We start from the raw sequence: 13,414 nt of genomic DNA, 5'->3' as shown, positions 1-13,414 counted from the left end.
CCACGAAGTGACGGGCGGCATCGATGGCTGGGTTTCCCTGGAAGTGTCGCCTTTGCTGGCTAACGATGCCGGCGCCACTGTCGAAGCCGCCAAGCGGTTGCATGGGCAGGCGGAGTGTTCCAACCTGTTCATCAAGATTCCGGGCACGCCCGCAGGTGTCGAGGCCATAGAGGAATCGATCTTCGCCGGCGTGCCGGTGAATGTCACCCTGCTGTTTTCGTGCGAGCAGTATGTGGCGGCGGCCGACGCGTATTGCCGAGGCATTCAGCGACGGATTGACGCCGGGCTCGACCCGAAGATCGCCTCTGTCGCCTCAATCTTCGTCAGCCGCTGGGACAAGGCGGTCATGGATAAGGTTAACCCCGCGCTGCGGAACCGTCTCGGTATCGCCATATCCGGGCAAGTCTATAAAGCCTACCGGGAGCGGCTTGCCTCTTCCGGATGGCGCAAGCTGGCCGATGCCGGCGCACTTTCCCAGCGTCTGCTATGGGCGAGCACCGGCACCAAGGATCCGCAGCTTCCGCAATCCTATTATATCGAAGCGCTCGCCGCGCCTGCTACCATCAACACCATTCCAGAGAAGACACTCCATGCGTTTTCGAAAGAGGGTGTGTTGCGCGGCATCATGCGGGAGGATGGCGGCGACAGCGAAACCGTGCTTGGCGATTTCGCAAAAGCCGGCGTCGACATTCAGGCGCTTGCCGCGCAGCTCCAGTTGGAAGGCGCGCAATCCTTCACCAAATCATGGGCCGATCTGATGGCGGTGATTGCCTTGAAGAGCGAGCAGTTACATCGCCACGGTTCGGCCGGCAGATGATGAGCGCGCTTCTTGCGGCCAGGACATTGCCGCTCACGGAGCTTTCAGCATGGCAGGCGTTGCTGGCGCATTGTCAGGAAGTGCGCCCTTTGCATCTGCGACAGCTCTTCGCGGATGATCCCGGACGTGGCACGCAGTTCACCGTCGACGCCTGCGGACTTTATCTCGACTATTCGAAAAACCGCATCACGCCTGAGACGGTCCAGCTTCTCATTGAACTTGCCGAGGCCTCCGGGTTGCGTGAGCGCATCGAAGCGATGTTCAGCGGTCAGAAGATCAATGTGACCGAGCAGCGTGCTGTGCTTCACACGGCGCTGCGCGCACCAATTGGCGAGCGAATTTTAGTTGACGGTATCGACGTCGTGCCGGAAGTGCACGCGGTGCTCGGCAAGATGGCTGATTTCACGAACAAGATCCACAGCGGCGCATGGCGCGGCCATTCAGGCCTGCCGATCCGCAACGTCATCAATATCGGCATCGGCGGCTCTGACCTCGGGCCGGTCATGGCCTATGAAGCGCTGCGCCACTACAGCCGGCGCGACATGATTTTCCGCTTCATCTCGAACATCGACGGTACCGATTTCGCGGAAGCGACGCGAGATCTGAATCCTGAAGAAACGCTGTTCATCATCTGCTCGAAGACGTTCAAAACGTTGGAAACGCTGACCAACGCCCATACGGCCCGTCAATGGGTGCTGCGCAAGCTGGGCGACGAGCGGGCGGTGGCCCGGCATTTCGTCGCCGTCTCGACCAATACCGAAGGGGTCGCCAAATTCGGCATCGACACCGAACAGATGTTCGGCATGTGGGATTGGGACGGCGGCCGCTATTCAATGGATTCGGCGATAGGCCTATCCACCATGCTCGCCGTCGGGGCGGAAAATTTCCAGGCGATGCTGTCGGGCTTCCATGACATGGACCAGCATTTTCGCACTGCACGGTTCGATCAGAACCTGCCGGCTCTGATGGGTCTGCTCGCGGTCTGGTACAACAATTTCTTCGAAGCGCAGACGGTCGCGGTGCTTCCCTACGAGCAATATCTGAAGCGTTTTCCCGCCTATCTCCAGCAACTGACGATGGAGAGCAATGGCAAGCACGTCACGCTTGGCGGCACGAAAGTCGACTACCAAACAGGGCCGATCTATTGGGGCGAACCTGGCACCAACGGGCAGCACTCTTTCTACCAACTCATTCATCAAGGCACCAAGCTCGTTCCGTGCGACTTCATCGGGTTTTGCCAGGCATTGAATCCGCTGGGACGCCACCACGATCTCCTGATGGCAAATCTCTTCGCACAGACCGAGGCGCTGGCTTTCGGCATAACGGAAGGGGAAGTCCGAGCGGAAGGGACGCCGGATTGGCTGGTTCCGCACCGCACCTTCGAAGGCAACCGCCCTACCAATACGTTGCTTGCCGAGCGCCTGACGCCAAAGATACTAGGCAGCCTGGTGGCGCTCTACGAGCACAGCGTCTTCACGCAAGGCGTCATCTGGAGCATCGACTCGTTTGACCAATGGGGCGTTGAGCTGGGCAAGGCGCTGGCCGAGAAAACAATCCCTGAACTGGAAGTTTCCGCGACCCCAAATCTTCAACATGACAGCTCGACCAATGCTTTGATCGAGCGCTATCGCCGGATCAAGAAGCACTGAATCGACAGCCGGACCGCAAGACTCCGATCGGAAAAAATATGGTACAGGCGCAACTCGACCAGCTTTGCATCAACACGCTGCGGATGCTTTCCATCGACGCGGTCCAGAAGGCAAATTCCGGCCATCCCGGAACGCCGCTGGATGCCGCGCCAGTCGCCTACTGCCTGTGGCAACACTTCCTGCGCTATGATGCAGCCGATCCCGACTGGCCGAACCGCGACCGTTTCGTGCTGTCGGCCGGTCACGCCTGCGCTCTGCTCTACAGCCTGCTTCATGTGTGCGGCGTCAAGGCAAAAGGGCCGGCCTATCCATCGAGCGACCGGCTGGCCGTGACGTTGGACGATCTCAAGTCGTTCCGCCAGGCAGGCAGCCATTGCACTGGACATCCCGAATTTGCCTGGACCTCGGGCGTGGAAACGACCACGGGGCCACTCGGACAAGGTGCCGCCACAAGCGTCGGCATGGCAATTGCTGAACGGTGGCTGGCGGCCACCTACAATCGACCCGATTATGATCTGTTCTCGCACACTGTCTATGCGCTGTGCAGCGACGGCGACATGATGGAGGGGCTCAGCAACGAGGCGGCATCGCTGGCTGGACACCTCAAATTGTCGAACCTCTGCTGGATTTATGACGACAATCACATCACCATCGAGGGGCCGACTGGCCTTACCTTCACCGAAGACGTGGCAACCCGCTTCCTTGCGTACGGATGGCATGTCGAGCGGGTAAGCGATGCAAACGATCTGGTGTTGCTGGGCAAGGCGTATCAGATGTTCATCGATACGCATGACCGCCCCACGCTGATCATCGTTCAAAGTCATATCGGTTATGGCGCGCCGCACAAGCATGACACCAGCAAAGCGCATGGCGAGCCCCTGGGCGCCGAAGAAGTTCGGCTGACGAAGGAATTCTACGGCTGGGATCCGGACGCCGATTTCAAAGTTCCGGACGGGGTCGTGGCGCATTTCCGCTCACATATGGGCAAGCGTGGGGACGCCGCTCATGCCGCCTGGCGAAAATTGTTTGCTGCCTATCGCAAACAATATCCTGACTTGGCCGAACAGATCGATCAGATGCAGCGACGTGAAGTTGCTCCCGGGTGGGACGCCACGTTGCCCGCCTTCTCAGCCGACGCGAAAGGCCTCGCGACACGTGAATCGTCCGGCCAGGTGTTGAACGCTATTGCGGAACATTTGCCATGGCTGCTGGGTGGCGCGGCAGACCTGTCGCCGTCAACCAAGACGAACCTCGAATTCGATTTCGCCGGCAACTTTCAGGCGCCCGAGGGTGACCAGGCCGTCAGCTACCGCGGGCGGAATTTCCACTTTGGCCTGCGCGAACATGCCATGTGCGCCATCGGCAACGGCATGAGCCTGTCGAAGCTGCGGCCGTTCGTCTCCAGCTTCCTGATCTTCACCGACTATTGCCGCGCGGCGCTGCGGCTGAGCTCGATGATGGAACTCCCGCTCATCTCCATCTGGACCCACGATTCCATCAGTCTCGGCGAGGACGGGCCAACCCACCAGCCCATCGAGCAGCTTGCCTCGTTCCGCGCCATGCCCGGCATGATCGTGCTGCGCCCGGCGGATGCGAATGAGGTCATGGAGGCATGGAAGGTCATCATTCATCTCAAGGACAGGCCCGTCTGCCTCGTACTGACGCGACAGCCGGTGCCGACGCTCGATCGCTCGACCTACGCAAACGCAGGCGGCGTGGCACGGGGCGCTTATGTACTGGCCGATGCTCCCGACGCCCGACCCGACGTCCTGCTGCTGGCGACCGGCAGCGAAGTCGCGCTGTGCGTGACGGGCTATGAACAGCTGAAGGCCGAGGGCATCAAGGCACGCGTCGTCAGCATGCCGTCATGGGAATTGTTTGAAAGCCAACCAAAGGAGTATCGCGACACCGTCCTGCCGCCAACGATAACCGCCCGCGTGGCAGTGGAGGAAGCATCCGGTTTCGGATGGGAACGGTATACCGGCTTCGACGGCGCCATCCTGGCTCTGCATAGCTTCGGCCTGTCCGCTCCATCAAAGGTCGTCGCAAAACACTTCGGATTCGAGCCCGCACACGTCGTTGCGGCTGCCAAGGCGCAAATTGCGGGCATTCAAGCTCCAGGCAGTGCGGCTTTCACCAAATGAGGCAATCAGCACGATCATGAACATCAGTCCATTGGCCGGAAAGCCGCCCCCGCCCGACCTGCTGGTCAATGTCCCCAGGCTTGTCACGGCCTACTATAGCCAAGCGCCGGACCTTGCCGACCCGTTGCAGCGCGTGGCATTCGGGACGTCCGGGCACCGCGGGTCTGCAGTCGAAAGAACGTTCAACGAAGCACATGTTCTGGCAATCAGCCAGGCCATCTGTCTGTACCGCAAGCTACGGGGCATCGACGGCCCGATCTTCATCGGCATCGATACACATGCGCTGTCGGAACCGGCGTTTGCGAGCGCACTGGAAGTGCTGGCCGCGAACGGGGCGGAGGTGATGATGGCGGCCGGTGGCGAGTATACGCCCACCCCTGCCGTCTCTCACGCAATCCTCATCTACAACAAAGGCCGCAAGACCGGGCTTGCCGATGGCATCGTCATCACGCCGTCGCACAACCCACCCGGCGACGGAGGTTTCAAGTACAACCCGCCCAATGGCGGGCCGGCGGATACCGATGTCACCGGCTGGATCGAACAACAGGCCAATGAGCTGCTTGGCAACGGCCTGAAAGGCGTGCGGCGGATGCCGTTCGAGAAGGCCCTCCATGCGCCTACAGTCCATGCCCACGATTTCCTGAACGCTTACGTGAACGATCTCGGCAATGTCATCGACATGGACGCCATTCGGGGAGCGCATGTTCGCATGGGCGTCGACCCGCTCGGCGGCGCGGGAGTCCACTACTGGCCCGCCATAGCCGACCGCTATAAACTCGACCTGACCATCGTCAATCCCCACGTCGATCCCACTTTTCGTTTCATGACGGTTGATTGGGATGGCCAGATCCGCATGGACCCGTCTTCAGCTTATGCCATGCAAGGCCTTATCAGCCTGAAGGATCAATTCGACATCGCTTTCGCATGCGACACCGATCACGACCGGCACGGCATCGTCACGCGCAGTGCCGGGCTGCTGCCGGCCAATCATTACTTGTCGGTGGCGATTGATTACCTGTTCCAGCATCGCCCTGAATGGCGCAAGGACACCGCTGTGGGAAAAACGGTGGTGAGCAGCCAGATGATTGATCGCGTCAGCGCCAGGCTGAAGCGCAGACTGTATGAAGTGCCGGTCGGGTTCAAATGGTTCGCCGAGGGCCTTCAGGACGGCTCGATGGGCTTTTGCGGCGAGGAAAGCGCTGGTGCGACGTTCATGCGCCGCAACGGCGCCGTCTGGACGACCGACAAGGATGGCATCGTGCCGGCGTTGCTGTCGGCCGAGATCATGGCAAGGATGGGTCGCGATCCCGGCGAGGTCTATCGCGACCTGACGAAGGCATTGGGCGAACCGGTCGCCGACCGGCTCCAGGCAACGGCAACCCCAGCACAAAAAGAGAAACTGTCGAAGCTCTCGCCGCATGAGATCACGTCGAAGATCTTGGCTGGCGAACCGATCCGGTCGGTGCTCAGCCGGGCACCGGGCAACAATGCCGAAATCGGCGGCGTCAAGGTGGCCACGGAAAACGGCTGGTTCGCCGCGCGCCCGTCAGGTACCGAGGATATCTACAAGATCTACGCTGAGAGTTTTCGCGGACAGGACCACCTGCGCGCCATCCTGGCCGAGGCGCAGACGACCGTCGACCATGCGCTCGGGGCAACCAAAGGAAGCTGAACCGGCTGCACGGCTTGTGATGACCCATGCTTACGTCCCGAGGAGATGCTCCCCGGGGTAAACGATCGTTCCATCATGGCGCACGACAGCGCCTGGGGTCAGGCTGGCCTCCTCGACATGACCGGCCCCTAGGATATGCATGACCCGTTCGCCTTCTCCGAGCAGGTAGTCGGAAATGATGCGGCGGTGGCAGCGCCACCAGACGGCTTCCGCGCACATGATTGCGCAGCGATGCCGGCTGCCGAGCTCTCGCAGTTGCGCCAAGCCTTTGGCGAACGGCTCGGTCAGCGCATAGTCTGCGTAGTTGCGAAAACCACGTACGCGCCAATAGCTATTGGGGGAAGGTTCCGCCCCCCGCGCCTTGCCCCGCAAGCCGCCAAGCGCAGCGACATGCTTATAGCCGATCTGCCACGGCGCCAACGCTCCCGGAAGGCTGTCTTCGTTAAACTGCGGATTGGTGCGCGAGCGCGGCATCGACCTCACATCGACAACGAAATCGACACGAGACTCCCTAAGCAGTTCGGCGAACTCGACGATCGTACGCGTGGAATGGCCTATGGTGAAGAAGCTGTTCGTTTCGATTCCAATCTGACGGCGCACGGCGACCTTGGCCACCTCGACGCGGATTGTAGCCTGTTTATCGCGCAGATCAAAAAAGACCCCTGCATCGGGAAGCGATCGCTGGAACCGAATTCGCGTGCAAAGGTTGAGTGGTGGATCATCGCCATTCGATTGCGCCATCCAGGTGCAGAATGGCGTCTCGCGCGAGAATCCCTGTCACCCTTGGTCGAGCCACATGGCTCGAGTCAGCGTTACGTGAGCTGGAATTCGGAAGCCAGGGGGGGGGCAGCGGCACGATCGTTCGTGTGCACAGACTGACGCCGATGACCGGCGTGCCGAACGCAACCACGGATGAGCGCTATAGACGGCGTCGGAGATTAGGAGATAGAGCGCCCCTTGCCACCATGCTCGCCCCAAGGGCGGCACAAGGCGAAGAAGCCCATCACCACGCCCACAGTACCGCAGCATGGATCCAGGGTTTGGTTGCAGCGGCTAGGCATCAGCCGCGATCATCTTGTCCGGCACCGAGATGGTCTACATGATGCGCTCGCCGATGTAGTTTCCCTTCTCCGACGTGGTCCGCTCCGACTTCGGCGGGGGCGAAGTGAAGTCTGCGGCATTCCTTGCGTGCCTTGTCCGCTGGCCGACGAACGGGCGGGCGAGCGTCGGCACGTATCCTGACGAGACCCCCTTCGGCCACGGGACGGCTACGAGGATGTCCGCCATGTCGCCGTCCGCCGTAGCGTAGTGCACAGGTTGCCGGAGACGGAGGACTGCCGCCGCTGGCAGCAGGGACTCGTCATTTCGTCCGTGCGGCATCGCGATTCCGCCGCCGATGTATGTCGGCCCGCGGCGCTCCCGCCGCAGCAGGGCAGCCAACACGGCTTCCCGGCTTGCCCGCCCCTTTCGGCGAGCAGACCCGAGAGGCCAGAGCGCCTCGCGCTTCGTAGCGGGATGGACAGAGGATGATGTCCGGGCGACCTCCCCAAGCGCCCACGTTCCCCGCTCCGCCGAAGTGGCGGCGTTTCGGGCGGGATCGATCAGGGTCGGCGGGACCGGCATCGCATTGGCCGGTCTCACTGCAGCACCTGGGCCCGGCTTGCTCGTCCGCCGGGCCTCGTCCCCGACGCGCAGTGATCCGCAATCGCGGCAGGAGTGACGGTCGACGAGATGCACCAGGGGCAGCGGACTGCGGCGCGGGGCAAGAGGCTATTGCAGGAGAGGCACACCTGCCTCGTTCGGACTGTTCTCATGACACGCTCCATCGATGCGGCGCTCGGCGCCAAACCGCTTTGCCTGGAATGCTCCGGAGCAGGTTAGGTGCGGGATTCAGGGTCAAAGAGTTTGCTCCGGGAAAGGACGCGACCTTCCCGGCAAGCCTCGAAATCCTGATGAACGTCTCCATGCACATGCTGTCCTGCCTACTTCATCCCGACTTCAACTGCGGGAATGCGCCACCGATGCCCCTCAGAGCATCGCGAACGCGGTCACCATCAGGCCGAGAAGACCTACGGCTATGATGGTCTTTGTGATCGTGTCCATGTCAGGCCCTCCGGGGAATATAGGATTCCGCCACGATTACCGGGCTCTCGCCCAGGTAGTCCGCCATTGGGAGAGGTTTGGCTCCTTCTGGACTGAAAAGACCCTCAACCACCCGCGGGATGTGGTTGCGCGAAATGCCAATGTCCTCGAGTTGCCTGTTGTCCAGTCGCGAGAGTTCGTTGATCGCGCGGCTCCGCTGCCATTGGCGGATGGCACGAAGGAACAGCTGCCGCACTGTGGTTCTGGACTTGCGTTCGGACCCGCGTTCTGATGCCGATGGATAAGTGCGGTCGATTTTGGACATGTTGGTCTCTCCGCCGAAGTAGCCCGCGGCCGCACATGGCGGAACCTCATGCGAGCTTGGTCATGGACATGCCGACAAGCCGGCCGCTGAACGACCGGATACGATGTCGGACTGGGTGGGATTTGTTCCCGAGACGGCGGGCGGGCGCGCCCTTGCCGCTCGGGCTAGGAACGCGTCAGGAGGAACGCCGAAACGACCAGAAACTTCTTGTGACGACCTGCGATTACCATGCATCGTAGATGGGGCTCCTACACGGAAATTCAATCGAAGCGCGCCGCGTGCGGCCTTTGGACGCGAAACGGCCGGTATCGGCCAGCCATCTTGGACTTCTGCATCCGACGTTCCCATAATGAGGTCATGAACACACCTCCTCCAAGCTCCCTAACGTTCCGAAAGCGGCGCAAAACGCGCCGGTAACCCTGGCCGCGCGGGGAGTATCCGCCTGGCCAGGGGATCCTGCAGCTTCATCGTTTTCGCACGAAGCGCGCTGCCGGCCGTCGACCGGGGGCCGCACAGTGCTTGCCAGCAAGGAGACAAGGAATGGCAAAGAGGAAGGGCAACCGCGAAACCCGCAAACCGAAGCAGGACAAGGAGGTCAAGGGTCAGGCGGCGACTTCGGTGTCGGCGATCGTTGCGGGCCCAAATTTGGCCGGTCGTCGCCGCTGACGCTCGTAATGACTGCGGCGGCATCACTTATCCGGTGCCGCCGCAGCGTGTTCGACGCATGTCCGCAAGCCTGCCTCACCTCTGACCTCGAAGGGATGCCGGTCTTCCCTGCGGTCCTGGCACGGAAACGTGCTGCCCGGGCAATGAGCATCAGGTGACCGTGACGAAGGCGGCGACCAGCAGTTCGCGGGCTCCGACGCGGGAACCGAGCGCCGACGAGAAGACGATTGAGCAAGCGCGGTCGCGCCCGTTCCCCAGCCGAGGCCAAGTGTAGGTACGTGGATTCGCTAGCAAAAGCTGCCGAATCGCAGTGTTGCGATGGCTCCGGCAAGGGTAAGCACCACTCCGATCAGAAGCAGGGGGGTCGGCAGGCAGCCCACGGCGGCAGGTCGGCGGCTTGGAGCATTCGATCACCTCCCCGCGCATGAGGAACTTGGCGAGCGCTTGCTCGACATGGATCCTAGGACGCCCTTCGAAATACACCTCGCTTCCAGTGCGGGTGCCGGCAGTGAGCGCAAGGAGCATCGCGCAGACCTACATCGCGCCGAGGCAGAGCACCCGGTCCTGCGTGCGCGGGCCCGGACCACTCGGTAGACGTAGCAGCCGATGGCGAAACGAGCATGAGCTGCTAGTCCATGATGGCCGCAAAGGATAGCGGCCGTCTCCCTCAGCAGCGCCTCGAAGCGGTTCTTGATAAAGGCGACCCATTTACGGCTCTGAGCGCTAGTCAGAGACCATGCCGTCGGTGCCAGTGTGCTTCGGCGTGATCAGGCGGGACCGATCGACACTGTCCTTCCGCTACAGCCAGATATCGCCAGTCCTTCGATTGGACTGTCGCTTCTTTCGTGCTTGCTTCGTTGATGCTGGCGTATCAGAAGGGGTCGGCATGGCCTTGAACGTTACCCTCCCATACGCGAGACCGCTTCATCCGGTTCACTTTCCATGTCAACGGAAAGACGTCGCGCCGGCCCAATCCACGCCAGATAGTCTCGATCCGGGTTTCCTTCCATCGTGAGATCGCCAGCATAGTAGGCCTCGTTCAGTGCGCCAACTCTCGAACCGACAACCATATACGCTGCAATTGCCGCGGCGCGCGAGCGAGCGCAGAATGCCAACCTGAGTGGCGCCGAATCTGTCGCCGCCCGCAAAGACAAAGCGGTCTTTGCCTGCGTAACCTCCTTGGGCACGACGCCCCCCGAATTGTTGGATCGCGACGCCTGTCGCGATCCCACGCTCCAGCTATGGCGCCACCGTGATGCGGCCCTTCATGTTGGGGTGGAAGCGGCAGAAATAGTTGACCGCTCCCGCGGCCTTCAATCTCAGGCTTCCGGACTTCTTCGGCGGGATCATCACATCCCAGCCACCCTTCACGGTGGCTGTGTGGGCAAACACGTCCTTGTTTACCCACTCGATCGTGTCGCCAACCTTCGCCTCGACGGTCACTGGCGAGAACACCAGCTTGTCGATGGTGACCTGGATGGTTTCGGCCTTCACCGGCGCGGCGACGATTGTTAGCGCCAGTGCAATCCACAGTTGCCGTTTCGGCATCATCAGCGCTGTTCTCATTTCAGCATGCCGGCGACATGTTCGGCATGTTGTTCATGGCCTTGGAATATCTTCAGGCCGGTCTCCAGCAGATCCTTGAGCTCGGCGTTGCTCGCAGAGGGAATCAGGAGCGTTTGGAGAGCGTCGTCGACCTGCTTGTGATAGGCTACCTCGTTGTCTACATAGGCCTTGTCGAAGGCCGCTCCCTTGAGCTTGGCGAGCTTGGCCCGCTCCTCCGCGGCGGCTTTGGTCAGCGCCTTGCTGGTGGCGTTGTCTTCCGGCGTCACCTTGAGTTTCTTGACCAGGTCGAGCGCTTGGACATTCACCGCCTCATGGTCGCGGACCATGTCCTTGGCAAAGGCGAGCACCTCCTTGTTCTTCGACTTCTTGAGCGCTTGCTTGGCCGCCTCGACATCGATCACGCCGGCTGTATAGGCGATGTGGGCGATCTGCGGGTCGGTTGGTTTGTCGGCGGCTTGCGCAAGCGGGGCAGTGCCAAGCAGCAGCAAGGCGGCCAGAGCGGCGGTGTGACGAATAAGCATGACATCTCCTTCGCCCGGATGCGGGGATCGCCTCGGGCTTCGTTTCCGGTTGACGCATCATTGGATGCAGCGCGGCGGCAAACGTTCCCGCGAAAATCCGCCAAATCAGAAAATGGGTCAGCCTTCCAGGCCGAGCCGCTTCATCACGGCAGCGGTCAACCGTTCGCAGCGCCGGCCAGCGAAGGGGAAGGCGTCGAGCAGCACCGGCCCGATCTGGTCATCCAGCGCCTTGCGCAGCAGGGCGCGAGCGCGATGCAGGCGGGTCTTGACGGTTTCGGGCCGCACGCCGAGTAGTTCTGAAGTCTCTTCAATGCTCAGGCCCTCGATCACCCGCGCCACGAACACCATCCTGTAGAGATCTGGAAGGCTGTCGGTCGCCCGTTCGACAAGGGCCAGGATTTGCCGTTGCGCCATTGTCCGCTCCGGATCATCGCTGGGGTTGAGGGGAAACTGGATAATCTCGGCCTGCGGGTTCTCGGGCATCGCCACCGATCGCCATCTTTTACGCAACCGGCCGAGCGCTTCGTTGATGACGATGCGCGACAGCCACGTGCCGAGCGAGGCATCGCCGCGAAAACTGCCGAGATGGGCAAAGGCCCTGACATAGGCCTCCTGGACGATGTCCTCGGCCTCGCTGTCATTGCGCACCTCGCCGCGCGCGATGCGGTAAAGCCGCTGGTTATGCGTCTTGATGATGGTGCGAAAGGCAGCGCCGTCGCGCGCCAGGGCTCGCTGCGTCAATTCCAGGTCGCCAGAGGCAGCGATGATTTCGGTCGCGTCTCGCCGAACGTACGACATGAGCAGTCTCCTTGCCCTTCAAGAGATTGGTCTCGACAACAAGGTTCCTGAAAATTCGTCACACCGGAATCGACGACAGGAATTCGCGCCTCAGATCGATGTTCGTCTCGAAAACGCCGAGCATGCGTTTGGTGACCATGCGGGTGCCGTGCGCGTGGACGCCGCGCGATGTCATGCAGCCATGCTCGGCCACAAGCACGACGGCCACTCCACCCGGCTGCAGGGCATCCTCGATCGCGCAAGCGATATCATCCGTGAGCCGCTCCTGTACCTGCAAGCGGCGAGCGCAAGCCTCGACGACCCTTGCCAATTTGGAGATGCCCACCACGCGGTTGAGGGGCATGTAGGCGATGTACGCCTTGCCGTGGATTGCGGCCATGTGGTGCTCGCAGAAAGAATGAAACGCTATGTCGTGCAGTTCGACCGCCTGGTTATAGCCGCCGATTTCATCGAACGTCCGTTCGAGCAGTCTCACAGGATCTTGCCGATAGCCGGCAAACCACTCTTCATAGGCACGAATGACACGCGCAGGAGTATCGATAAGACCGGGTCGGGCCGGATCGTCGCCGGCCCAAGAGATCAGCGTCCTGACCGCGGCCTCAGCATCGAAGCGCGTCGGCCGGACGCGGCCGACTGCTCTGGGTTGGCCGTCTCCCACTGAATTTCCTTCGGCGGAGGCCGACACGCCATCTTCGGTGTCGTTCAGAATTTGCGAATGCAGGTCCATCGGTCTCTCCAGTTCCACGCTCGAAACCATTGGATGCGGCTGGCGAGGATTGGTTCCCGACTGGCACGACACCCAGGAGGAAGGTTCCCATCCGTGGCGAACCACGGGAACTTTTCGAAAAGCGCTGCATCCAATTTCATGTCTGGCGCATGGTCGACGCACGCCGTCAGGATCGTGAAGGAGAACCAAGATGGCATCGAAACAGCCCGCGGAAACCGACCCTGACCTCGCTGTTGGTGTGTTCATCGTGGCAATCGCGATAATGCCGATGCCGCCGGTCAGCTGGTGGTCCTGGTACGCGTCGGCGACCATTTGCTGGCGGTCGACGGCACATGCACCCACTGCAAAGTCTCGCTGGCGTGCGGAGTATTCATTTGCACCAGGGCCTATATCGGTCTTCAGATCGGCGAAGGGCTCCAGCCTGCGCAACGTTCCGGCCGTGGCCAC

General features: G+C 61.4%; 11 protein-coding genes and 1 pseudogene. 5 read left to right on the top strand and 7 right to left on the bottom strand.

Annotated elements, in window-relative coordinates; translation table 11 throughout:
- Positions 1-7: 7 nt before the first annotated feature.
- From EN991_RS00410 to pgm, 4 genes are read left to right on the top strand one after another with little or no spacing between them, the layout of a single operon-like run.
- Positions 8-817 (top strand): transaldolase family protein, encoded by an 810-nt coding sequence (locus EN991_RS00410; RefSeq protein ID WP_245460871.1) that lies wholly within the window; start codon positions 8-10, stop codon positions 815-817.
- Positions 814-2,466: a glucose-6-phosphate isomerase gene (gene pgi, locus EN991_RS00405; RefSeq protein WP_245460870.1), complete on the top strand. Its 1,653-nt coding sequence runs from the start codon at positions 814-816 to the stop codon at positions 2,464-2,466. The genes EN991_RS00410 and pgi overlap by 4 nt, the downstream gene beginning before the upstream one ends.
- Before the next feature lie 38 nt (positions 2,467-2,504).
- Positions 2,505-4,610: a transketolase gene (gene tkt, locus EN991_RS00400; protein ID WP_127367950.1), complete on the top strand. Its 2,106-nt coding sequence runs from the start codon at positions 2,505-2,507 to the stop codon at positions 4,608-4,610.
- A 13-nt stretch (positions 4,611-4,623) separates the two neighbouring features.
- Positions 4,624-6,282 (top strand): phosphoglucomutase (alpha-D-glucose-1,6-bisphosphate-dependent), encoded by a 1,659-nt coding sequence (gene pgm / locus EN991_RS00395; RefSeq protein WP_206519125.1) that lies wholly within the window; start codon positions 4,624-4,626, stop codon positions 6,280-6,282.
- A gap of 30 nt (positions 6,283-6,312) precedes the next feature.
- Here the strand turns inward: pgm and EN991_RS00390 are convergent, their stop codons facing one another.
- The gene (locus tag EN991_RS00390) at positions 6,313-6,882 is read right to left on the bottom strand and encodes a DUF488 domain-containing protein (protein ID WP_127367953.1); all 570 of its coding nucleotides are present in this window, start codon (positions 6,880-6,882) and stop codon (positions 6,313-6,315) included.
- A gap of 1,504 nt (positions 6,883-8,386) precedes the next feature.
- Positions 8,387-8,689: a DUF1127 domain-containing protein gene (locus EN991_RS41745; protein ID WP_084015936.1), complete on the bottom strand. Its 303-nt coding sequence runs from the start codon at positions 8,687-8,689 to the stop codon at positions 8,387-8,389.
- Positions 8,690-9,229: 540 nt separating this feature from the next.
- Between EN991_RS41745 and EN991_RS41575 the strand changes: the two genes are divergently transcribed.
- Positions 9,230-9,355: a hypothetical protein gene (locus EN991_RS41575; protein WP_263499051.1), complete on the top strand. Its 126-nt coding sequence runs from the start codon at positions 9,230-9,232 to the stop codon at positions 9,353-9,355.
- A 405-nt stretch (positions 9,356-9,760) separates the two neighbouring features.
- Here the strand turns inward: EN991_RS41575 and EN991_RS00375 are convergent.
- The 5 genes and pseudogenes from EN991_RS00375 to folE form a co-directional block, all read right to left on the bottom strand.
- Positions 9,761-10,008, bottom strand: a pseudogene (locus EN991_RS00375) (hypothetical protein); the annotation flags it as partial.
- A 586-nt stretch (positions 10,009-10,594) separates the two neighbouring features.
- The gene (locus tag EN991_RS00370) at positions 10,595-10,921 is read right to left on the bottom strand and encodes a cupredoxin family copper-binding protein (protein WP_206519124.1); all 327 of its coding nucleotides are present in this window, start codon (positions 10,919-10,921) and stop codon (positions 10,595-10,597) included.
- Positions 10,918-11,442 (bottom strand): DUF4142 domain-containing protein, encoded by a 525-nt coding sequence (locus EN991_RS00365; RefSeq protein WP_064994314.1) that lies wholly within the window; start codon positions 11,440-11,442, stop codon positions 10,918-10,920. Before EN991_RS00365 ends, EN991_RS00370 begins: the two co-directional genes overlap by 4 nt.
- 117 nt (positions 11,443-11,559) lie before the next feature.
- Positions 11,560-12,240, bottom strand: coding sequence for an RNA polymerase sigma factor (locus EN991_RS00360; RefSeq protein WP_127367947.1), 681 nt, complete (start codon positions 12,238-12,240; stop codon positions 11,560-11,562).
- Between the two features lie 58 nt (positions 12,241-12,298).
- The gene (gene folE / locus EN991_RS41740; protein WP_348629880.1) at positions 12,299-13,414 is read right to left on the bottom strand and encodes a GTP cyclohydrolase I; all 1,116 of its coding nucleotides are present in this window, start codon (positions 13,412-13,414) and stop codon (positions 12,299-12,301) included.

Origin of the sequence: Mesorhizobium sp. M7A.F.Ca.US.005.03.2.1, assembly GCF_003997795.1 — a bacterium.
GTDB classification, from domain to species: Bacteria; Pseudomonadota; Alphaproteobacteria; order Rhizobiales; family Rhizobiaceae; genus Mesorhizobium; species Mesorhizobium ciceri.
The sequence above is the reverse complement of the archived record's forward strand: the minus strand, read 5'-3'. Positions and strand labels throughout refer to the sequence as shown.

Excerpts from the sequence above, each read along its gene's own strand:
- EN991_RS41575 (WP_263499051.1), top strand. The coding sequence starts at position 9,230 with ATGGCAAAGAGGAAGGGCAACCGCGAAACCCGCAAACCGAAGCAGGAC.
- tkt (WP_127367950.1), top strand. The coding sequence starts at position 2,505 with ATGGTACAGGCGCAACTCGACCAGCTTTGCATCAACACGCTGCGGATG.
- EN991_RS00370 (WP_206519124.1), bottom strand. The coding sequence starts at position 10,921 with ATGAGAACAGCGCTGATGATGCCGAAACGGCAACTGTGGATTGCACTG.
- EN991_RS41745 (WP_084015936.1), bottom strand. The coding sequence starts at position 8,689 with ATGTCCAAAATCGACCGCACTTATCCATCGGCATCAGAACGCGGGTCC.
- pgi (WP_245460870.1), top strand. The coding sequence starts at position 814 with ATGATGAGCGCGCTTCTTGCGGCCAGGACATTGCCGCTCACGGAGCTT.
- EN991_RS00360 (WP_127367947.1), bottom strand. The coding sequence starts at position 12,240 with ATGTCGTACGTTCGGCGAGACGCGACCGAAATCATCGCTGCCTCTGGC.
- EN991_RS00365 (WP_064994314.1), bottom strand. The coding sequence starts at position 11,442 with ATGCTTATTCGTCACACCGCCGCTCTGGCCGCCTTGCTGCTGCTTGGC.